Annotated in this window: 19 protein-coding genes; 6 read left to right on the forward strand and 13 right to left on the reverse strand. The window is 45.7% G+C overall.

The genetic code is table 11. The features are described 5' to 3' along the window. Positions 1 to 7: 7 nt before the first annotated feature. Positions 8 to 1,507, forward strand: coding sequence for a methyl-accepting chemotaxis protein (locus NZ875_05515; GenBank protein MCS7175195.1), 1,500 nt, complete (start codon positions 8 to 10; stop codon positions 1,505 to 1,507). Here NZ875_05515 and NZ875_05520 read toward each other — a convergent pair. The 5 genes from NZ875_05520 to NZ875_05540 all read right to left on the reverse strand — a co-directional run bounded on the left by NZ875_05520 (position 1,489) and on the right by NZ875_05540 (position 6,989). Beyond that, a complete protein-coding gene (locus NZ875_05520; GenBank protein MCS7175196.1) occupies positions 1,489 to 2,451 on the reverse strand; it encodes an ATP-binding cassette domain-containing protein in 963 nt (320 codons plus the stop codon). The genes NZ875_05515 and NZ875_05520 overlap by 19 nt on opposite strands. Continuing rightward, on the reverse strand, positions 2,435 to 3,421 hold the full coding sequence (locus NZ875_05525; GenBank protein MCS7175197.1) for an ABC transporter ATP-binding protein: 987 nt from the start codon (positions 3,419 to 3,421) through the stop codon (positions 2,435 to 2,437). Before NZ875_05525 ends, NZ875_05520 begins: the two co-directional genes overlap by 17 nt. 6 nt (positions 3,422 to 3,427) lie before the next feature. Beyond that, entirely contained in the window at positions 3,428 to 4,318 is an 891-nt protein-coding gene (locus NZ875_05530; GenBank protein ID MCS7175198.1) for an ABC transporter permease, read from the reverse strand. A gap of 13 nt (positions 4,319 to 4,331) precedes the next feature. Further along, on the reverse strand, positions 4,332 to 5,342 hold the full coding sequence (locus NZ875_05535) for an ABC transporter permease (protein MCS7175199.1): 1,011 nt from the start codon (positions 5,340 to 5,342) through the stop codon (positions 4,332 to 4,334). A gap of 72 nt (positions 5,343 to 5,414) precedes the next feature. After that, complete coding sequence (locus tag NZ875_05540) at positions 5,415 to 6,989, reverse strand: ABC transporter substrate-binding protein (protein MCS7175200.1); 1,575 nt, start codon at positions 6,987 to 6,989, stop codon at positions 5,415 to 5,417. A 198-nt stretch (positions 6,990 to 7,187) separates the two neighbouring features. Here NZ875_05540 and NZ875_05545 point away from each other — a divergent pair, with 198 nt between their 5' ends. Then, the gene (locus NZ875_05545; GenBank protein ID MCS7175201.1) at positions 7,188 to 7,877 is read left to right on the forward strand and encodes a rhomboid family intramembrane serine protease; all 690 of its coding nucleotides are present in this window, start codon (positions 7,188 to 7,190) and stop codon (positions 7,875 to 7,877) included. Positions 7,878 to 7,879: 2 nt separating this feature from the next. On the opposite strand, the gene NZ875_05550 is transcribed toward NZ875_05545, so the two are convergent. After that, positions 7,880 to 9,598, reverse strand: a complete 1,719-nt coding sequence (locus tag NZ875_05550) for a phosphoenolpyruvate carboxykinase (ATP) (protein MCS7175202.1) — start codon at positions 9,596 to 9,598, stop codon at positions 7,880 to 7,882. A 111-nt stretch (positions 9,599 to 9,709) separates the two neighbouring features. After that, the gene (locus NZ875_05555; protein MCS7175203.1) at positions 9,710 to 9,838 is read right to left on the reverse strand and encodes a hypothetical protein; all 129 of its coding nucleotides are present in this window, start codon (positions 9,836 to 9,838) and stop codon (positions 9,710 to 9,712) included. 201 nt (positions 9,839 to 10,039) lie between these two features. Here NZ875_05555 and NZ875_05560 point away from each other — a divergent pair, with 201 nt between their 5' ends. Genes NZ875_05560 through NZ875_05575 form a run of 4 tightly spaced genes read left to right on the forward strand, consistent with a single transcriptional unit; the run spans position 10,040 to position 14,146 of the window. Next, on the forward strand, positions 10,040 to 11,077 hold the full coding sequence (locus NZ875_05560; protein ID MCS7175204.1) for an ABC transporter permease: 1,038 nt from the start codon (positions 10,040 to 10,042) through the stop codon (positions 11,075 to 11,077). 13 nt (positions 11,078 to 11,090) lie between these two features. Continuing rightward, positions 11,091 to 11,969 carry an ABC transporter permease gene (locus NZ875_05565; protein ID MCS7175205.1) on the forward strand — a complete coding sequence of 293 codons (879 nt, stop codon included), beginning with the start codon at positions 11,091 to 11,093 and terminating at the stop codon, positions 11,967 to 11,969. A 6-nt stretch (positions 11,970 to 11,975) separates the two neighbouring features. Further along, positions 11,976 to 12,986 carry an ABC transporter ATP-binding protein gene (locus NZ875_05570; protein MCS7175206.1) on the forward strand — a complete coding sequence of 337 codons (1,011 nt, stop codon included), beginning with the start codon at positions 11,976 to 11,978 and terminating at the stop codon, positions 12,984 to 12,986. Next, on the forward strand, positions 12,983 to 14,146 hold the full coding sequence (locus tag NZ875_05575; protein ID MCS7175207.1) for an ABC transporter ATP-binding protein: 1,164 nt from the start codon (positions 12,983 to 12,985) through the stop codon (positions 14,144 to 14,146). The genes NZ875_05570 and NZ875_05575 overlap by 4 nt, the downstream gene beginning before the upstream one ends. A 41-nt stretch (positions 14,147 to 14,187) precedes the next feature. Here the strand turns inward: NZ875_05575 and NZ875_05580 are convergent, their stop codons facing one another. From NZ875_05580 to NZ875_05605, 6 genes are all read right to left on the reverse strand, one after another. Then, complete coding sequence (locus NZ875_05580) at positions 14,188 to 16,041, reverse strand: ABC transporter substrate-binding protein (protein MCS7175208.1); 1,854 nt, start codon at positions 16,039 to 16,041, stop codon at positions 14,188 to 14,190. Positions 16,042 to 16,104: 63 nt separating this feature from the next. Then, the gene (locus NZ875_05585; GenBank protein MCS7175209.1) at positions 16,105 to 16,728 is read right to left on the reverse strand and encodes an energy-coupling factor ABC transporter ATP-binding protein; all 624 of its coding nucleotides are present in this window, start codon (positions 16,726 to 16,728) and stop codon (positions 16,105 to 16,107) included. After that, on the reverse strand, positions 16,715 to 17,401 hold the full coding sequence (locus NZ875_05590) for an energy-coupling factor ABC transporter ATP-binding protein (GenBank protein ID MCS7175210.1): 687 nt from the start codon (positions 17,399 to 17,401) through the stop codon (positions 16,715 to 16,717). The genes NZ875_05585 and NZ875_05590 overlap by 14 nt, the downstream gene beginning before the upstream one ends. Before the next feature lie 3 nt (positions 17,402 to 17,404). Continuing rightward, a complete protein-coding gene (locus tag NZ875_05595) occupies positions 17,405 to 17,998 on the reverse strand; it encodes a methyltransferase (protein ID MCS7175211.1) in 594 nt (197 codons plus the stop codon). Between the two features lie 32 nt (positions 17,999 to 18,030). Beyond that, entirely contained in the window at positions 18,031 to 20,697 is a 2,667-nt protein-coding gene (ppdK, locus tag NZ875_05600; protein MCS7175212.1) for a pyruvate, phosphate dikinase, read from the reverse strand. A gap of 13 nt (positions 20,698 to 20,710) precedes the next feature. Next, positions 20,711 to 21,985 (reverse strand): hypothetical protein, encoded by a 1,275-nt coding sequence (locus tag NZ875_05605; GenBank protein MCS7175213.1) that lies wholly within the window; start codon positions 21,983 to 21,985, stop codon positions 20,711 to 20,713. Positions 21,986 to 21,991: the final 6 nt, after the last annotated feature.

Here is a 21,991-nt window from a genome sequence, read left to right on the forward strand (position 1 = left end):
AAATATGATGAAAATTGTCTGGTTATTGTTAGCTATTGTTGGTTCTATATTCGTGTTTTTCAATACTATTTTTTCAAATATTGTTGTTGTTTCATGTTTCGCTATGCTTGCTCTAGCTTGGTTTTTGCCGAGGCGAAAGGCTCACATCGAACAGAAAGAACAAAGATCTGAAAGTGAAAGATTTTTTGAAGAGATCTTCTTATCTGCGGACTCACTCAAACAGGATGCAGCCGAACTTGGAGAAGTTTCGAACAAGGTTCATGAGATGTCCAGAACTCTATCTGAGCAATCGAAAAAAGTTTCTCAGTTGATTCAATCGCTCACCGCTGCGTTGGAAGAGACATCTTCCAGTACGAGCGAGATAACCAAAACTTCCCAAGTGATCAGGAGCGACGCTCAGAGAATGAAGCAAGAATTTTCACTTCTTGAAGAAGGACTCGAAAAAATCCAAAGCGAATTATCGTCGCTCTCCGAAGAAAATACTCGAACTGCCGAAAAAATGGATACACTCCTATCAGCGATGGAAAAGTTAAAAAGAACAACAGCACAAATCACTGAAACCGTTCAGTTGATCAAGCAGATCTCTGACCAAACCAACTTACTTGCCTTGAACGCGGCGATCGAGGCTGCGCGTGCAGGTGAACACGGTAGAGGTTTCGCCGTCGTTGCAGAGGAAGTTAGAAAACTCGCCGAGCAATCCAGAGGATTTGCCGATTCTATAATCCGAAGTATTGAAGCTGTAGAAGAAGCTGTGGAAGATTCTGTAAAGAAGAATGAGGATGTCGCAAGAACGATAAGGGAAACGGCACACACCAGTCAGACCTTCGCGGAAAATCTGAAAAAGTTCAAAGATCAAACAACTAGTTTCTCAAAAACGCTCGAAGAAATGGTCAGTTCAATCCAAAGCCAAGTTAACGCCACACAAGAAATAGAATTGGCGGTGAGTAACAACACAAACGCGGCTTCACAACTTATGGAATTCACTTTGGAAACCGAAAAGAACGCAGCCTCCCTCGAAACAGCTTCTTCACAATTGTCGGAGAAATCCAAAGTTTTGTCCGTCAGATCTCTAAAACTGAGAGGCTTGACCGGCGCCAGATCTTGGCTGATGGATCGAGTGAGAGAACTTTCAGAACTCTTTGCAAAACCAGAATGTCAGAGATTGGATTGGAACGCTTTTGAACCTATAGCTAAGAAGTTCCTCGAAGAAAAGCAAGGCATCTACGAAGCTTTGTTCGTGGCAGATGCCGATGGAAACTTCATCACAACGACCGGCACTCGAGGTACCATCAAAGACAGAAACTATTTCCAGCGTTTGAAGAAAAACCAGATAGATTGGGCCATTTCAGATCCAATCCGTTCGCGCGCGACGGGCAATATAGTCATAACCATAGCTTTCGCTGTTCGACAGGATGGGATCTTCAAAGGTGTAGCCGGGGCAAACTTGAACGTGGCCAAGCTCGAAGAACAAGTGGAGCGAGCAACCGATCAAGCTCGACAGAAATGACACCTACAGAAATGACCTGCTGATACCTCGACGAGTGGAGGTTCTTCAGTTCTGCACATCTCTACAGCTTGAGGACATCTCGTGTGGAACACACATCCACTCGGTGGATTGGCTGGATTGGGTATCTCACCCCTTGGGATTATCCTGATGCGTCGACCCGTTCCGAAGGATGGGATCGAATCTAACAGGGCCTTGGTGTAAGGATGAGACGCCCTTTCAAAGATGTCTTCCTTCGATCCTATCTCCATTATTTTTCCCAGATACATCACCGACACATGTGTGGCCATGTGGTCGACTACGGCCAGGTTGTGTGTGATGAACATGTACGTTAAATTGAACTTCTCTCTGAGTTCTTTCAAGAGTGTGAGAACCCTGGCTTGAACGGAAACATCCAAAGCGGACGTTGGTTCATCCAACACGAGGAATTCCGGTTTCAAAACCAGAGCCCTCGCGATCGCGATCCTCTGCCTTTGCCCTCCAGAAAACTCGTGAGGGTATCTGAACATGTGTTCCTCCCTCATGCCTACCATCTCGAGTATCTCTTTGATCCGACAGTATATCTCGTCAGAGCGCATTTTAAAATGGATTTTCAACCCCTCACCGATGATGTCTTTAACTAACTTTCGTGGATGCAGAGAATTGTAAGGATCCTGTTGGACGATCTGCATGCGTCTCCTGTACTCTAGAAAATCTTTCTTGCTGAGTTTCGTTATGTCGCAACCATCGTACAATATCCTCCCCGAGGTCGGTTCGATGAGTTTGATCACGGTCCTACCCAACGTACTTTTGCCCGAACCGGATTCACCGACAACGGCAAAAATGGATCCCTTTTCTATTTCGAAAGAAACATCGTCGACTGCCCTCACATAAATTGGCTTTGAAAGCAGAGATTTTCTGACTTCGAAATATTTTTTGAGATTTTCGATCCTAATCAAGGTTGCCATGTTGATCCCCCGCACTGTACAAGTGACATGCCACGAAATGATCGTTCGAAGCTTCTACCAACTCAGGGAGTTCCACTTTACACTTTTCAAAAACATACTTGCATCTTGGATGAAAACGACACCCACTCGGTGGATCGACCAGATCCGGGACAATTCCTGGTATACCCCTCAGCTCTTTCTTCTGTCCAACAAGTGGTATCGAATCTATCAGACCAACCGTGTAAGGATGCATTGGACGAGCGAATATTTCATCACTGTTGGCAACTTCCACAACGTTTCCGGCGTACATGACCGCCACTTTATCACAAAATTCAGAGGCAATCGCCAAATCGTGAGTGATGAAAATCACCGCGTTCTTACCAACCTTAACGAGGTTATCAAGCAATTCGAGTATTTGAGCTTGTATTGTCACATCGAGTGCTGAAGTTGGTTCGTCCGCTATCAGTAACTTGGGTTTAACGGCCAACGCCATAGCTATCATCACCCTTTGAGCCATACCTCCACTCAGCTCGTGGGCGTACAAATCAATGGTTCTCTTCCAATCGAGCCCCACCATGGTGAGAGCTTCTGGAACCAAATCGTAAGCTTCTTTCAGAGATATATTTTGACTGTGCGCTATCGCTTCAGCCACTTGAAAGCCAACCTTGAAAACTGGGTTCAGCGCCGCAACGGGTTCTTGGAAGATCATGGATATGTGTTTTCCTCTTATTTTTTCCATCTCTTCTTCAGAGAGTTGGAGTAAGTCTCGGCCGAGAAACTCAACTTGTCCGCTTTTTATCTCTCCAGGGGATTCTATCAGTCTCATGATGGACAGAGCGGTCACGGATTTTCCACAACCTGTTTCACCAACGATGGCGAGTCTTTCCTCCTCGTTGAGCCACAGTCTAACCCCATTGAGCGCCTTGATCACACCACGGTACGTGTAGAAAACGACTCTCAGATCTTTCACATTCAAAAGTGATCCACGCACGCAGAATCACCTTCGCAGCCTTGGATCTAGAATGTCCCTGATGCCATCTCCCAAGAGGTTGAAACCGAGCACCACCAAAGCTATGAAGAGTCCTGGAAAAGTGGATATCCACCAATGCTGAATCAGATAGCTTCTACCATCACTCACTATTGCGCCCCATTCTGGTGTAGGAGGTTGAGCTCCGAGTCCCAAGAATCCCAAACCTGCCGCTGTGAGGATGATCGTACCCATCCTCAACGTGAGCTGTACGAGGACGGGGGAAAGGCACATGGGAAGTATGTGAAGAAGTAGGATTCTCAGATCGCTCGCTCCCACAGCCTTAGCTGCTTCTACGAACGGTTGAGATTTTATGCGCATAGCTTCAGCTCTGGCCAACCTTGCAATGACCGTCCATTCCACGAGCGATATCGCAATGATGGCGTTCGTCAAACCGCGACCCAACACGGCTGAGAGTGCCATAGCGAGTATCAACCTCGGAAAGGCAAGAAAAATATCCGTGATGCGCATCAGCACCTCATCGAGCCAACCCCCAAAGTAACCTGCCGTGATACCTATCGCCGTACCTATCGTTCCACTTATCACTGTGACTAGAAAGATTATCCACACTTCGATCCTCGCGCCGTACAATATCCTACTCAAAATATCTCTACCAAATTGGTCTGTGCCAAAAAGATACCGCGCGCTGGGAGGTTTCAACCTGTTCACAAGATCCACCTTCACAGGATCGTATGGTGCTAACAGAGGTGCCAAAAGTGCCATCAACAGAAAGCCAACGACTATGAAAGTGCCGACCATGGCGAGTTTGGTCCTTCTCCAGAGATAGAGGGTGTGTTTCCAATCTTCAATCACTGGTTTCCAACGAGACATCGTGGTTTTCTCTAACTGAGTGTTCTCCAAACTTGATCACCCCTCAAATCCTCATTCTCGGATCGAGCACAGCATAGATGATGTCCACCACGAGGTTCACGAGAGAATAAATAACCGCCACGAACAATGTTCCACCCATGATTGCCGGGTAATCCAGTACCAACAGTGCGTTGACTATGTATCTCCCGAGTCCAGGCCAGCTGAAGATCGTTTCCGTCAGAACTGCTCCCTCGAGTAACCCACCGAACGTCAAACCTACTATGGTTACAACCGGTATCAACGCATTCCGCAAAGCATGTCTGTATATCACAAAACGTCTACCTATGCCTTTCGATTTTGCAGTTCTAATAAAATCTTGGCGCAAGACATCGAGCATGCTCGCTCTGGTGATCCTCGCAATAGATGCTGTGGCAGAGTAGCCCAAAACGATCGTTGGTAAGACCAAATGAGCCAAGGCATCTTTAAAAGCTTCCATGTTTCTCGATAAAAGTGCATCGAGCAAGAGCAAACCTGTGTACCTCGTCGGTGGGATAGTGAACAAACTCAACCTACCCCCACCTGGCAACCAGCCAAGACGATAGTAAAAAAGAAGCAGTAACAAAAGACCTGTCCAGAATACAGGCATAGAAACGCCAAGTATGGAGAAAACCCGTGAAAAATGGTCTATGAACTTGTTCCTGTGGACAGCTGAAAAAATTCCGAGCGTGATACCCAATATCACAGAGAGCAGTGTGGCAGATATCGCTAACTCCAGTGTGGCTGGGAAGAATTCCGCTATATCTTTAACTACAGGCCTGTTGGTCTTTAAAGACTTACCGAGATCTCCTTTCAAAAGCCCAGACATATAATCTAGGAATTGATTGATGAGTGGTTTATCTAAACCAAGCCTTCTCTTCAGATCTTCGACCAGATCAACTGGTGCATTTCCACCGAGTATCGCACCGACTGGATCTGCAGGTATCACCTTTGAAATGACAAAAACCAACACAGAAACCCCAAAGAGAACGAGTAACATCAAGAACAGTCGCTTCACTATGAAGGACACAAGCTTCATGTGTTTATACAGACCCCCTCGTGCAGAGTTCGAGGAAAGAGACAAACGGCCGGCATGAGCCGGCCGCATCGATCATTTCTTCTTGATCTTTGTGAAGTCGAACACGAGAGTGTAACCCTCGCAAGCTTTTTCGAAATCTAAAACATCGTTGCTGACTGCCCAGAATATCACAGGCTGGTACAGCATAACGAACGGACTTTTGTATATCCAGTACTCTTGAAGTTCTTTATAAAGTTGGGCGCGTTTCACTGGATCTTGTTCTATGCCTGCTTTCTCCGCAAGATCAGCAGCGTAGTCATCGTACCACATGTTGCGCCACGCAAGTTGTCTAACTCTATGATTAGCGAAAGGTTTCGCCAAGGCGTCTGGATCTGGATAATCGATACCCCAACCTGCTATGATCATTTGGTGACCTTGTTGACGGTATTTTGCGTACATTTCACCTGACGGCATGAGCACGATGTTTGCCTTGATTCCAATTTCCGCCAAATTGGCTTGAACAACTACTGCCTCGTTTCTCCTTATTTCTGTGGTGCTCGTGATCAACTCAACTTCGAATCCGTTTGGATAACCTGCTTCTGCGAGCAGCTGCTTTGCTTTCTGCACATCTCGCTTGAATGGATTGAGCTCGATGTAACCAAAATAACCTATAGGCATAAAGTTCTGGTTCAGCACTGCAAATCCTCTCATAACTGAATTGATGATCGCATCGTAGTCGATAGCATATTTGATCGCCAAACGTACCCTTTCATCCTTGAACGGTCCCCAACCAACATTCATGGCTATGTATTCGTTTGCTTGACCTGGCGTGGTGACCAATCTTATGTTCGCAGGCTTAGTTGCCTTGAGCTGGGCAGCTTGCTCTGTGGTGATGTTCCAAGCTATGTCCACATCACCCTTTTGAACAAGTAAAAACTGTGTGGTTTCCTCAGGTACATCACGAATGATGATCCTCTTCAGTGGTGGCTGACCTGCCCAGTAATGTGGATTGGCCTCGAGAGTAACGATTTCTCTTCTCTTCCATTCAGTTATGACGTATGGACCAGCACCAGCTGCTATCGATTTATCGGTCAAATAAGCTTGCCCAAGGTCGTTGTTCACCTCGTTTGCCAGAACGACCTTCTTGTTCACCACACCTCCCCAAGGTGGTGCGATGATCGAAAGCACGATGTTTGGAGCCAACGGCTTCGTCTTCAAAACCACCGTGCGCTCATTTTCAGCATAAATCGTTTGTTCCATGTTGTCTGCAGTGAGACCTAGGGACTCGAACAACCAAGCCGGAGACTTTCTTATCTTGAGAACTCTTCTGAAAGAGAACACCACATCTTCCGCTGTGAGTGGATCACCGTTGGAAAACTTCAAACCCTTTCTCAAGTAGAACTTCCACACTGTACCATCTGGTGAGACTTCCCAACGCTCAGCAAGATCAGGAACGGGTGTTATAACACCATTGACAGGCTCTAGCTTCGTCAAGCCGGAATACGCAGCGGTCACAACGGCTGCGGCGAACGTTTCATAACACACTGCAGGATCGAGTGTGATGAATATCTCTGTGTTAGCAGCGATGACGAGCGTATCTTTAGGCGTTTTGGCGAAGGCTACGACGAACATGAACAACACGAGTGTCCAGACCAACAATTTTCTCACGCGTTATCCCCCCTCTGTCTTAGTTTGAAAAAATTGTACCACACTTGGGACTCCTCTTCAAGTACTCTTCTCAAAAATACGAAGATCCAGAGGGGAGAACTCATCAAAATCTTCATTTTGAAAAAAACAAACGTTGTTGCAGACTATCTTTACAATTTTTCAGGTTTACCGATTATAATCTTCAAGGGAGGGCGCAGCTTGAGAAATCTCAAAATCACCCACGTTATCCTCGTCATGAACGTGTTGATCGCTATATTGATGTTGATGACGAGAACGACTTCTATGCTTCGAAACGAAGCCTATCTCCTTTTGAAGTTCGGTGCCCAGTTCGGTCCACTCGTGGCGAGAGGAGAATGGTACAGAACCATCACCGCGATCTTCGTTCATGGTGGAATTTTGCACCTTCTTTTCAATTCGTACGCTTTATTCTATTTCGGTACCATAGTTGAATCCATATATGGCTCGGAAAAGTTCGTAGCCTCATATCTTTCGTCAGGTCTCATTGGGAACATTGCGACCCAGTTGTTCTACTATGGTTCCGTCTCAGTAGGCGCAAGTGGGGCGATATTTGGACTCGTTGGTATGCTCTTCATTTTGGGTTTCAAACGTGACGCACCTTTTTATGCAAGATCCTTCACAGGTTATGCTTTACTTCCCATGATCATTTATAACGTCGTGTTTGGTTTCCTTCCAGGAAGCGGCATAAACAATGCGGCACATCTTGGAGGCTTCTTTGCAGGTGTACTGATAGGCTATCTCGTTAAACCCCTGCCGGCTATTTACAGCAGAAGGAGATCTATGTTTTATGCTTGGAGAACGATAGCCATCATGTTTGGAGCGCTCGTTGTGTACAGTTTCTTCATGTTAATCTTCCATTCAGCAGTGTGAAGTCAAAGCTCTTCAATCAGCTTCAGCAAAGCTTTTGCGGCGAGCATCGTTCCTTCTTTTTCGTACCCCTCAACACCGAGCATCGTTCTTATCTCTCCAACTTTCACACCTGTTTCGAACATTTTCTTGAGGTAATATTCTGCGAGCTTGTGGTGTTCTTTTTGCCTCTGAACGGCTCCAAAAGGATTCGCAAAGTAAGACGTGACGAGACCATTTTCTGAGGTGGTGCCCTTACTCATTCTCTTGCCTTCCGAAAAGACCCTCAACGCATCCTCCACATTGTCGAAGAAAACTATCCTGTCTTCGTCTTTGTCGACTTCAGTGTAGTTGTTCGCGTAGAAGAAGAAATCGATGTGTGTTGGTGTGATTATCTCGCTGTAATTGTTGAAAGGTACTATAACTCTTGCGTTTATTTGATCTGGATTCATGAATATGCTTCTGTCCATGGTTGAATAAGCATATCCAGGTGGTAAGTCATCGAGTCTAACGAAAGCTCCCGTTTCTGTACCGTATGCGACCACATGACCATCCATCACAGTAAGACTTCCCATGTCATCTATGATCGTATCTACTTGAGCAACTTCTTCGAGCCTACTCAGAGCGTCCAACGTTTCACTCTTTCCTGCTCCACTGTCACCCACGAACATGGCAACGGCCATCTTCCCATTCTTCAGAAGTATACGGGCCATCGAACCGTGTATGGGCAATCTCCCCTGATCGATCCTGATCAAATTGTGAAGAGTGAGAGTTGTTTTTTTCATATAACCAAAATAATCGTTCTCGTCTAAAGCAGGAATGATACCAATATACATTTTTCCGTCCTTGAAGATCACACCGTTTTTCCAACGATCGTTGAAACCGGGGATCCTCTCAGGCTCTAGACCGAAGATCAACATTCCGTCAGGCTCTCTCTGCCTCAAGTCCCTCGGACTAGCAAGCTCGAACAGGTTAGCCAAACCAGCTCCGTGTGCAAGAAAATCCACATGCACCAAATTGTAAAACAGTAGATCACCAACGAAAATAGCGAATCTGAACCAGTCTTTAGGATTCAACTCGACTTTGTCCAGTATTTTTTCTTCTACTACCGGAACGACTCCTTTTCTCTTGTTCGATTTTGTATAAAAGATCACGGGAGGATCGAACACGGCCCCCCAAACGGTTGGAATCCTCCTGATCCAAGGTGCTCGATCGAACTTTTCATCCTCCAATTCTTCAGCGAGAAAAACCACCTGAGCACCGCTCGGAAGCTGTCTCATCACTGTTGGGAATGAGTTGGAGATGTTCATCACCAACTCGCGGTACAAATTTTTAATAACGGCTTTGAACTGATCGCTGATCTCTGTGACTGTGTACTCGATGCTCGCGCGTCTCACATGATCATCGGAATATTTTTCATAACGGACCATGAACCTGTGTTTCGATCGCCAGAATGAATAGAAAGCTTCGACAAATTTCTCGAGATCACGCGGATTCACATAATAAATGATGTTCGTTAACTCCTTTATGTTTCTCATGGTCAAAAGATGCAGATATTCAACGAACCTTCTCAAATCGTAATCGCCGTCCAATCTGAAAGCGTTCAAAGCGTTGAGCAATGGACTTCGCTTCTCTCTGAGTATCTCTATGAACTCTTTCAGCAATTGCTCAAACTTTTTCTGTGCCATGATCTGACTGTAGTTCGTGTAGATAACAGAACCATCTATGACAACGCTGCGACTCACTCACCACACCTCTCTGTGAGATTTATATCCTCATTCTCTTTCGCTAGCTGGACATATTGTCGACGAAGTCGTTACAAGGCGTTTCTGAAGAGAAAATAGGGGCAAGAACAATCAGATCAAACGACCGGCTGGGAGCATTAAACCAAGAACCTTTGTGAACAAAAGCCAAATGGCCCACACAACAACAATGGAATATAATCCACCTTTCAAAATGTCGACCCACAAGACTTTCTCCTTCAAAATCAAAATGGTTTTTTATTTCAATTTTCTCGAGCAACGGTTAACCACAATCAAACAAAAAAGTTTTTCACACGAATTTCTTGGAAATTACCGCCCTATTTTTCCCTATCTCTGTTTTCCGCACCTTTTTACTCGTTTTCATTACCTGTTATCACTTTGGTAGAATGTTTGTTGTGAAGGTATTAGGTGGAGGTGACCTACTTGATAACATACATTATCAGAAGACTGCTCTTGCTACCTTTGATACTGTTCGGTATATCCCTGATCGTCTTTGGCATGATCCAAAGCCTTGGACCAGATAGACTCCTGGCTGCTTACGTGAATCCGGGAGTTTTGGACAAACTGACACCAGTTCAATTAGAAAAGATAAAGCAAAAGTATGGATTGAGCGATCCTATGATGATTCGTTATGTTAAATGGCTCAAGAACACATTGCAAGGCGATCTTGGATGGTCGTTGGTGGGTAAACAACCCGTCAGGGATGCCATACTGAACAGACTACCTTGGACGGTAGAGCTCGCTCTGTACTCAATCGTACCTGTGGTTTTCGTGGGAGTGTGGCTTGGTGTTATCGCTGCTGTGAACCGAGATAAGTTTCTTGATCACTTCGTCAGGATTTTTGCCGTTGTTGGTTGGAGCTTTCCTGACTTTGTTTTTGGATTGATCGTACTCATGATTTTTTACAGTGTGCTTGGGTGGTTCCCACCGGGGAACCTCAGCCTTTGGGCCGATCAAATCGTCAAATCTCCTGAATTCAAACGGTTCACATCCTTGATAACGATAGATGCTCTTTTGAATGGACGATTCGACGTGTTCGTTGACGCTGTACGACACTTGATCGCCCCGATCATCACGTTGTCTTGGCTTTGGTGGGCGTACTTATTGAGAATAACGCGCTCTAGCATGCTAGAAGTGTTGACGAAAGAATATATCAGAACAGCCAGAGCCAAAGGACTGTCAGAAAGGATCGTCATAAACAAACACGCAAGGAGAAACGCGATGATACCGGTAGTCACGGTGGGAGGAGCCATGGTCATTCAACTGTTCGCCGGTACTGTGATCGTCGAAACAGTTTTTAACAGGACCGGCATGGGAAGCTTCACAGCCACAGCAGCAACACAATTAGATTATGCATCGATAATGGCCTCCACACTTTTTTATTCGTTCATACTCGTCGTTGGAAACCTTGTGATAGACATACTGTACGCCGTGGTTGACCCGCGTGTCAGACTCGGTTGAGGGAGGCCGAAGCATGAAGATCGAAACAAAAAGGATGTTGAGAAGACTTTTGAGAAATCCTTCAGCCGTTTTGGGATTCGCACTCTTGATCTTTTTCACTTTCGTCGCCATCCTCGCACCGCTCATATGTCCACCACAATCTTACGATCCATACATGATACCAATCGTAACTTGGGATAAGACTCCACAGCCTCCGACGAAAGGCCATCCGTTTGGAATCATAGATGGTAGAGACATCTTTTACGGTGTTGTGTGGGGCACCAGAACGGCCTTCAAAGTGGGGTTGATCGTCACTTTAACTTCGACATTGGTTGGACTCGTAATCGGTTCGATAGCGGGATATTTCGGAGGTTGGCTCGATGAGATTCTCATGAGAATTACAGACATATTCCTGTCGATTCCATACATACTTGCAGCCATCGTCATGACCGCCTTCCTCGGGATGGGTCTAGACAAGGTGATGATTTCCTTGATCGTGTTCGGTTGGATGGGTACCGCGAGGCTCATCAGGGCGAACATACTTCAGGCTAGAGAAGAACAATATGTGCTGGCCGCAAGGGCTCTAGGTGTGAGCGATTTCTTGGTCATAACGAAACATATATTGCCGAACACCATATTTCCTGTGGTTATTCAAGCAACCATGCGAATAGGTTCGTTGGTCATCACCGCTGCGGCGCTGAGTTTCCTCGGACTTGGAGCACCCGTTGGGTATGCTGACTGGGGATCACTTTTGAATTTCTCAAGAAACTGGCTTTTAGGAGCCTCAGGAGAGGCTTTCAAGTATTGGTATGCGATAGTGTATCCGGGTACAGCCATGATTCTGTTCGTGCTCGCATGGAACTTGGTCGGAGACGCGTTGAGGGACGCCTTCGATCCACGCTTGAGAGGGTGATCGATCGTGAATAAAAAACCGATACTGACCGTCAGAGGACTTAAAACTTACTTTCAAACCGAGGATGGTGTGGTGAAGGCCGTTGATGGTGTTGATTTTGATGTGTATGAAGGAGAAACCTTAGGTATAGTAGGCGAATCAGGTTGTGGTAAGAGCGTCACAGCTTTGTCGATCCTCAGAATACTCGACGAAAGGGGAAAAATAGTGGATGGACAAGTCCTACTCGATGGGGCGGATCTGACCAAAATGGACGAACAGGATATGAGAAAAATCAGAGGCAAAGATATAGCCATGATCTTTCAAGAACCCATGGTCGCGTTGAATCCAGTGTTCACCATTGGGGAACAAATCGTGGAAGCGATCATGCTCCATCAAAAATTGGATGAGAAAACCGCAAGATCTTTGGCAATAGATCTGCTGAAAAAAGTAGGTATACCCGAACCAGAAAAACGAATAGATCAATATCCACACGAACTCTCTGGTGGAATGAGACAGCGCGCGATGATCGCGATGGCACTATCCTGTAAGCCAAAAGTACTGATCGCGGATGAACCAACTACAGCTTTAGACGTGACTATCCAAGCGCAAATCATGGAACTGATGAAACAGCTTCAACGGGAATATGGTATGGCGATCATATTGATAACCCACGATTTGGGGCTCATTGCAGAGAACGCTGATAGAGTGGTAGTGATGTACGCAGGGAAAGTTGTGGAGTACTCTCATGTCAAATCCCTTTTCAACGATCCAAAGCATCCCTACACGTGGGGTTTGTTGCATGCAATTCCAAGGCTGGATATTGAGCAAAGTCGACTATACAACATACCCGGTGTGGTGCCAGACCCGTTACATTTCCCAAACGGATGCAAGTTTCACCCAAGGTGTGAATTCAAAGAAGACAGATGCACCGCTGAAGAACCCAGGCTCATCGAGGTTGACGAGGGCCATCTTGTGAGGTGCTTCTTCTGGCAGAAGGTGGAGCAGGCCAAGATCAGAGAGGTTGGTGAGCTTGTATGAGTGTGATCCTCAAAGTTGAAAATTTGGTCAAATACTTTCCCATAAGGGCCGGGGTTTTCAAACGTATCGTTGGATGGGTCAAAGCGGTGGATGATGTTTCATTCGAGATCAACGAAGGAGAAACCGTGGGCCTCGTTGGAGAGTCTGGTTGTGGTAAAACTACGATAGGTATGGTCTTACTCAGATTGTACGAACCTACTTCCGGCAGAATCATAATTGCCAACGAAGATACCACTTATTTTTTCATGCCACCTCTGCGCGCAAAATCTTATTTGAAAAGAACATACATAGACAGATTCAACAAGTTGTTGAAAGATGCGGGATCTAAAGATGCAGTCATCGATACGCTTGAAGGTGTGGATAAAATCTACGCGAAACTGTTCTTCAACGAAGCCAGGTCTTCCGCCAGGAAATTTTATTCGTTATTGTTATCAAGCATGGATGAGAAACGTAGAGAGTTCAGAAAGAACGTTCAAATAGTTTTTCAAGATCCGTACAGTTCACTCAATCCCAGACTCAGGATAAAATCCATCGTCGGTGAAGGACCTGCAGTTCACAGGTTGGTGAAAAGTGAGAAAGAGCTCATAAATAAGGTTCGATCAGTGCTCGAAGATGTTGGCATCAGTGGCGATTATATGTACAGATTTCCACACGAATTTTCCGGTGGTCAAAGACAGAGAATCGGTATTGCTCGAGCACTCGCGCTCTCCCCGAAGCTCGTGATAGCAGACGAAGCGGTTTCAGCCTTGGATGTTTCTATAAGATCGCAGATCATCAACCTCATGAAAGACCTCCAGCGTGAACACAAATTGACCTATCTTTTCATATCTCACGATCTTGCCGTTATAAAATATGTGAGCGATAGAATAATCGTGATGTACCTTGGTAAAATCGTCGAAACGGCGAGTAAAAAAGAGTTGTTCGACAAACCGTTGCATCCGTACACGAGGGCTTTGATGAGTGCTATTCCCATACCCAATCCAAACATCAAGAAAGAAAGGATCATTCTCACAGGTGATGTGCCAAGCCCGGTGAACCCCCCACCCGGTTGTAGATTCCACACACGTTGCTATATGGCTGTTGACGTGTGCTCGAAGATCGAACCAAAACTCAGGGAAATCTCACCAGGTCATGCGGTTGCTTGCCATCTTGTGAAATGAAAAAACCCCGGGCTTCAAGCCCGGGGTTTGATTTCTTTGAATCACTCTTCCTTCCACAATGTGTAATAATCAGCTGCACCAGGCATCATTGGATTGTAGTACCAACCTTTGACCCAGCTCCTTCTCACGTTCAAACTTTGAGGTTCATAGAGTGCAACACCAAGTACATGCTTGATCGCAAACTCTTGTACTTTCCTGTAGATATCCACCCTGACCTTGGGATCTGTTTCTATGGCAGCTTTTTCTATGAGTTCGTTACAACTCTTACCACCGAGCTCGGGTGTGGGTGTCGAAACGAATTTTTTGAAATTCTCGCCCTGAGCGAAACCATAAGTACCTGCAGAATGATAGTATGTCTGGATGAAGTTGTGGGGGTCTGGATAGTCCGCAAGCCAGCCTATGATGAACGCTGGTAGATATCCTTGCTTGTAAGAAGTCAAATAGGTTGGCCATTGTTCACCGCGCACCTCGATCTTGAACTTCGGATTGATCATTTCAACGTAGGTTTTTATCATTTCAGCCACAGTCCTTCTCGCTTCGTTACCTGTGTTATAAAGTAAAGTGAGCTTGAAACCTTTTCTCCATACCTCTCCATTCCATGCTTTCTTGAACTCTTCGGTAGCCTTGGTGATGCTGAACTCGAACATGGGCAATTTTGGATCGTAACCAAGTAAACTGCTGGGTAAGTCCGCGGGCACTCTGTTTCCAAGACCGCGCAGAACGTCCTTTATCACAGCATCGTAGTTTATAACGTAGGCAAACGCCCTTCTAACATGCTCATCACTGAAGAAGTCTGGTGGGATACCGTTGCCATCCAGTTTACCAGAACCGATGTACTTGCTATCCGGCTTCACGTTCCAATTGAAGTGGAGTGATGTAACGCTTATAATAGGAAGACCCTTAGTGATGGTTACACCAGGCATGTTCTCAACTTGTGGCAGATATTGTGATGGAACAGCAACAATATCTGCATCTCCCTTTTCGAGCATGGCTCTCCTAGTAGACCACTCTTCGATCGTCCAGATGATCACCCTTTTTATCTTCGCTGGTCCTTTCCAATAACCATCAAATCTTTCGAGAACAACCCTCATCTGAGCCCTGTCCCACTCGACAAGCTTGAACGGCCCTGTTCCCATTGCCTTCGCGTACAGAGGAGATTCTTCCTTTGGAAGGTCCCAATGTTTCCACCAAGTGTCAGGTTTACCATCCCAACAACCTTGCTGAATGGCCCACTGTTTGTTCAAAATCATGCCCCAGTTCGCAAAACCACATATGATTGAAAGGAATGGACCAAATGGTCTGGAGAGCTTGAAGACCACACTGTCACCACTGACTTCAATGGCAGGATCGATGTAGTCCGTGTAAACTTTGATCAGCGCATCACGATACTGTGGCAAAGGTTCTTTCGTCGTTCGATCAAGTAATTCGCTGAGAGGTTTGCCCACAACTTTTTCAACGAATTCATCCAACGAATAAACCTCGAACAGAGCCTCCCAAAGCATCCACATGGGTCCACCAGATGGGTCGAAGAGCAAACCTCTTTCGAAGCTGTACTCGACGTCTTCTGGCGTCAACACTGCACCGTTGTGGAATTTCACATTTTTCCTGATCGGGAAGATGTACGTCTTGCCACCATCTTTGATGAGACCATTCTCCAAACTTGGTACAGCTGTGGCCAGTCTCGGTGCCATTTCAACAACACTGGACCCAACATACTCGATCAAACACTCATAGATCTGCCCTAAAACTTCCCCACTCGCCGTATCATAAGCGAAGTGTGGGTCCAATGTGTCTGGCTCGCCGATCGTGAGAGTTATGATGGTGTCAGGATTCTTGATCTGCGCAAAGATCAACGTTGTCGCGATTAAAACCAACACGATCCAAAATCTCCTCATCTTCTCAACCCCCCAACAATATGTACCGCACAAAGCAAATTATACACCTCAACGTGTGCCCGGTCAAAGCTCCACAATGATGTCCGCTAAGCTATGAAAAACATTCGATCGTTGGGCTGTCACCACGATGGCTTTTCCACATCCCTTCTGAGCCTTGAGGATCTCTAGCACGCTCTCCTTTCCCATCCGATCCAAACCTATGAGTGGCTCATCCAAGAGCAAAAGATCCGGTTCATGAACGAGAGCACACGCAATCGCAACGCGCCTAGCTTCACCTTCAGAAAGTTGGAATGGACTCTTTTCGAGAATCTTGTCGGTCAGACCGACGGCATTGATCGCTTCTTTCACACGTACTTCGACGTCGTCAAAGCCAAAATTGCGCGCTGAGAAGGCTATTTCCTCAAACACTGTTTCACAGAAGAACTGATCCTCGGCCCTCTGCATGACATAACCGATCTTTTTGAAATCCTCTCGTTTCAAAGGGGTTCCATTCAGCAGAACGGATCCAAATTGAGGCTTGAGCAAACCAGCCATCAATTTGAGTAGAGTGGATTTACCACTTCCATTTGGCCCACGAATGAGTAGTAATTGGCCTGCCCGTACCGTTATACTGAAACCATCGAACAACTTTTTATTCTCATCGTATCCAAAAGTGATTCCAATCAATTTCAATTCAACATTCGACATCTTCGAACCTTTCTTCCAAAAAATCCTCTAAGCTTCCGAAAAAATCCACGCTTCCTCTCCTCATATGAATGATTTGCGTCGCGAGATTGAAGAAAATCTTTGGCTCATGCGTAGAGATGAGGATCGTTTTGCCCATTTTTTTGAGCTCCTCCAAAGCTTTGAGTATCTCATATACACCTTCATCATCCAGCATGGATGTGGGCTCATCCAAAAGGAAAATTTCTGGTTGAAGTGCATATAAAGATGCCACAGCAAGTTTTTGCGCAGTTCCACCAGAAAGTGTGAAAGGATCATCATGCCTTCTTTCGTCAAGTTGAAAACTTTCAAGCGTTTTCTGTACCCTTGCTCGTATCTGATCCCTACTCAATCCCAAATTTTCCAATCCAAATGCGATATCTTCCTCAACGGTGGAACCAATGATTTGATCGAATGGATTGTGGAAAACATAACAACAAATCTTTTTCAAATCGATTTCTTTCAAATCTTTCCCATTCAGACGTATAAACCCAGATTGAAGTGGTAGTAAACCAGCGAGGAGTTTAAACAGAGTGGTCTTACCAGAACCGTTCGCCCCGACAACGAGGACGAATGAATTTTCCTCTATCTTCAAATTGATGTTCTTCAAAGCCCAACCATCGCCATAACTGAAACTGACATCGATCAGTTCGAGCATGATTCACACCTTTACAGATTTGTAGATGCGTATTCCACCTTCTTTGTGAATATCTTCGACGTTTCCAAAGACTTCCCCCATCGTTCGTTTCACGTAAGAGCCACCTTTGTTATGGTGTGCAACCGCTTGAAGAGACCCCCCGTTGTTTAAATGTTCAAAAGATCCCTTGATCAGTCTCAGCACAGTTTCCTTTCCTGCAGCGAGTGGTGGATTCATGAGTATAAGATCGAAAGTGTCGTTTTTCCACGGTTCGAAGAAAGCTCCATGCTTGATCACGACATCTACATTGTTCTTCTTCGCGTTTATCTTGGCGAACTCCACAGCCCTTTCATTGATATCACTCATGTATATCTCCAAATCTGGATATTCTGATTTCAACACAATACCGATCACACCATAACCACAACCAAGATCGAGCACCTTCTTACCATGGATCTGACAGTGTTCTATCAATATTCGTGTAGCTTTGTCTATTTCACCAAAACTGAAAACGCCAGACGGCGTTTGGAATTGATAAATTCTTCCGTTCTTCAGTTTCAATATGGCTGTTTTGATCCTCAATTCGCACCTCGGTTTTTCAACGTAATAGTGCTCCATGGAAACAAAAGGGGGCCGTTGGCCCCCAGCTCTCAGTCAACAGATTTGGTCAACTTTTTGTCGTGAATGAGTGTAGCTTGAGCCGCTGCAAGCCTCGCTATAGGTACCCTGTACGGTGAACAACTCACATAGTCTAAGCCAGCTTTGTGGAAGAAATGGATGGACCTTGGATCTCCTCCATGTTCTCCACACACACCGACCTTCAAGTTGGGCCTCGCTTGTTTCCCCTTCTTAGTACCCATCTCAACCAACACACCAACACCATCGTAATCGAGTGTCTTGAATGGATCGTGCTCGAGTATACCCTTTTCTAAGTATTCCGGCAGGAACTTACCAACATCATCTCGGCTGAACGCGAATGTCATCTGTGTCAAGTCGTTCGTCCCAAAGCTGAAGAATTCTGCCTCTTTTGCTATTTCATCGGCTGTAACGCAAGCTCTCGGTACTTCGATCATCGTTCCTATTTTGTAATCGATCTTCAAACCTGACTCTTCTATCATTTTGTCAGCAACCTCTTTGATGATCTTCTTCAAGAACGATATCTCATTCACGTGTCCCACCAAAGGTATCATGATCTCCGGTATGACATCCATACCCGTTTCCTTTTTCAATTCGATCGCAGCGCCTATGATTGCCTTTGTCTGCATGATTGCTATCTCAGGATAAGTTATGGTGAGCCTGCAACCACGATGACCGAGCATTGGGTTCAGCTCAGTCAGAGATTTAACGATGTCTTTCAAGTCCTTCGGTGATATGCCAAGCTCCTTCGCCGTCTCTTCGATCTGCTCGTCGTCGTGCGGTAAGAACTCATGGAGTGGTGGATCTATCAGCCTGATCGTGACGGGATAACCAGCCATGAATTTGAACAAGCCTTTGAAGTCTTCCTTCTGCAATGGTAACAACTCATTCAGTGCTTTTTCCCTTTCTTCCTTCGTCTTCGCAACGATCATCCTGCGCATCTTAGGTATTCTATCTTTCTCAAAGAACATGTGCTCGGTTCTGCAGAGTCCTATACCCTCTGCACCAAACTTCCTCGCCACTTCGGCGTCCCTTGGTATATCGGCATTGGCTCTAACACCGAGTTTTCTGATTTCATCTGCCCACATCAAAAGCTCTGCCACTTCACCTTCGAGACCCACAGGTTTGATCGTATCAACTTTTCCAAGGAGGACTTCTCCTGTGGAACCGTCTATTGATATCCACTCACCTTCTTTGACGAAGATATCGTTGACCCTGAACAATCCCTCTTCTTCCTTGACTTCGATCGTCTCTGCACCAACGATCGCTGGTTTACCCATACCCCTGGCAACAACTGCTGCGTGGGATGTCATACCACCTCTGGAAGTGAGTATACCCTGTGCGAACGCCATTCCCCCGACATCCTCAGGGCTCGTTTCAGGTCGGACGAGTATCACTTTTTGCCCGCTTCTCCCCATTTCCTCAGCTTTTTTAGAATTGAAAATAACCATACCAGTCGCGGCACCAGGAGAAGCAGGCAAACCTTTCGCTATCACTTTTGCTTTCGCTCTCGCTTTATCCTCAAAACGAGGATGCAGTACACGTTCCACATCTTCAGGTTTGACACGCAGTACGGCTTCTTGTTTGGTGATGATACCTTCTTTCGCCATATCCACAGCGATCTTGATGGCCGCTCTAGAGGTTCTCTTTCCGCTCCTTGTCTGGAGCATGTAGAGCTTGCCTTCCTCGATCGTGAACTCTATATCCTGCATGTCTCTGTAATGTCTCTCCAGTTTGTCCATTATCGCCATCAGCTCGTCATAAACTTTTGGCATCAAACGTTTCAATTCCGCAAGTGGAACTGGTGTTCTGATCCCTGCAACTACATCCTCACCTTGCGCGTTTTGCAAGAATTCTCCGTAGACTTCTTTTTCTCCTGTGTTGGGATTGCGTGTGAAAGCGACACCTGTTCCAGATCGCTCACCCATATTCCCAAAAACCATGGCAACGACGTTGACAGCCGTTCCGAGCAATTCATCCTCTTTGATGTTGTGTATTTCCCTGTATTTGACAGCTCTGTCACTCATCCAACTTCTGAATACCGCATCGATCGCAAGCCACAGTTGTTTCTCTACATCCTGAGGGAATTCCTTACCCTCTTCTTCGTAGATGCCTTTGTAAATATCGACCAATTTCATCAGATCGTTGGCATCAAGCTCGATGTCCAGCTTGACACCCTTTTGTTTTTTGACTTCTTCGAGTGCGTTTTCAAATTTACTCCTCGGAATTCCAAGCGCCGTGTCACCGAACATCTGCAGGAACCTTCTGTAGGCATCGTAGGCAAACCGTGGATTGTTCGTCATTTTGATTAAACCTTTAACCGTTCGATCGTTCAATCCGAGGTTCAAAATAGTGTCCATCATACCTGGCATCGATATGGCTGCGCCCGATCTAACCGACACGAGTAGTGGTTTGTCTGGATCACCGAAACCTTTACCTGTGACCTTCTCAAGCCTCTTCATCGCTTCGTCAACTTGATATTTAAGACCTTCAGGATAAGTGTAACCATGTTGATAATAGTATCTGCACACCTCAGCGGAAATAGTGAATCCAGGGGGAACTGGTATTCCCAAGTTCGTCATTTCTGCTAGGTTCGCACCTTTACCGCCGAGTATGTCCTTCATCTCAGCGTTTCCTTCAGCCGAACCGTCGGCAAAGAAATAAACCAACTTCTTGTTCATCAAAACACCTCCCTCATTTGATATACCAGTTTGTAGTATAACTGTTGTTCTCCACTGTGCCAACAACTACTAAAACCGATTGAGAGGCTATCCCGAGCAATTTTTCAACGATGGGAGCAAGGTCCACGAAGACGAACAGAGAATGCTTCGCAGGATCAAAAATTTTCAAAGCTTTTTCTAGAGAAAACCTCTCTTTGCTCTGCTGATCGCTGAACACTCTAACATACTTGCCATCACTCTTCACGGTGAAATTATCAATTTTCAGAGTGTCTGCTACGATCTCGCCTCGACCGAGAGTTTTGGCTATCTCTTGTATCGAAATTTTTGATTCGATCACCGCATAGAAAGACGGGTTAGTAGCTTTACCTTCCTTTTGAGTTTCGAAAAGGCTCTGTATGAACTGTGCCACGCCGATCGACACAGCCATTCTTCCTGTGGTTTTTTCAGAAAGGCCGAGGATCTTTTCAACCATGTTCCCCAGATCGTTCGAAATTCCAAAGGTTTGTGCGATCATACCGGAGAAAGTTGCAGGTATGGTGCCAAAAATTTGCTCGTAAGTACCTTTTAAGCTTGCGGCGCTCTGAACGTTCGAAAAGATGAAGATCTCTCCAGAGAGATTTGTATCTCTGTGTAGCGCATACGAAGACGCTGGTTTTGCGTCTGCCAAAACTTTGACTGCGGCATCATTCTTTGCCCTCAATCTTTGAAAACCGGTCAGCTTATCTTGCTCGACTTTCACCACAAAAACGGATTCGAACTCAGCCCCACTCAAATTGAGTTTTGGAGCGTAGCCAACAGCCCATACTGAATTATCCTCAAACCATTTGAGCACTTCGTTCGGTACACTGCCACCACCACTTAAGCATAGATCTATAAATTCACGCTTGTTCGAGATGAACACATAACCTTTTTGAGCTTTTGAGACCATCTCACTGCCCAGTAGATCACCAACAGCTTTGGCCAACTTTTCTGCTTCTTTCGCGGGACCTGCGGCTAAGAGAAAGTTTTCTCCTTTCTGGACAAGCAGAATTTGGTTTGAGAGTAGTTCGTTGAACTGTTCAATTTTTGTGCCGTACTTCACAAGCTGACTGGCCACAACACCTTGGATCATGTTTTCAAGACCGAGTCCGTTGATGAGTGTGTCGAACAGAGGTATTTTCTTCATTTGATCATAGTACTTGGCGTTGTTTCTACTCAAAAGTATTGAGTCGTAACCTGCAGGAATGAACTCACTGATGCCGAACAAAATCGTACTTGTCAGCATCAATAGCACGATCAAGTTTCTCATCGGGAT

Source organism: Pseudothermotoga sp. (assembly GCA_025060105.1).
Classification (GTDB): domain Bacteria; phylum Thermotogota; class Thermotogae; order Thermotogales; family DSM-5069; genus Pseudothermotoga_A.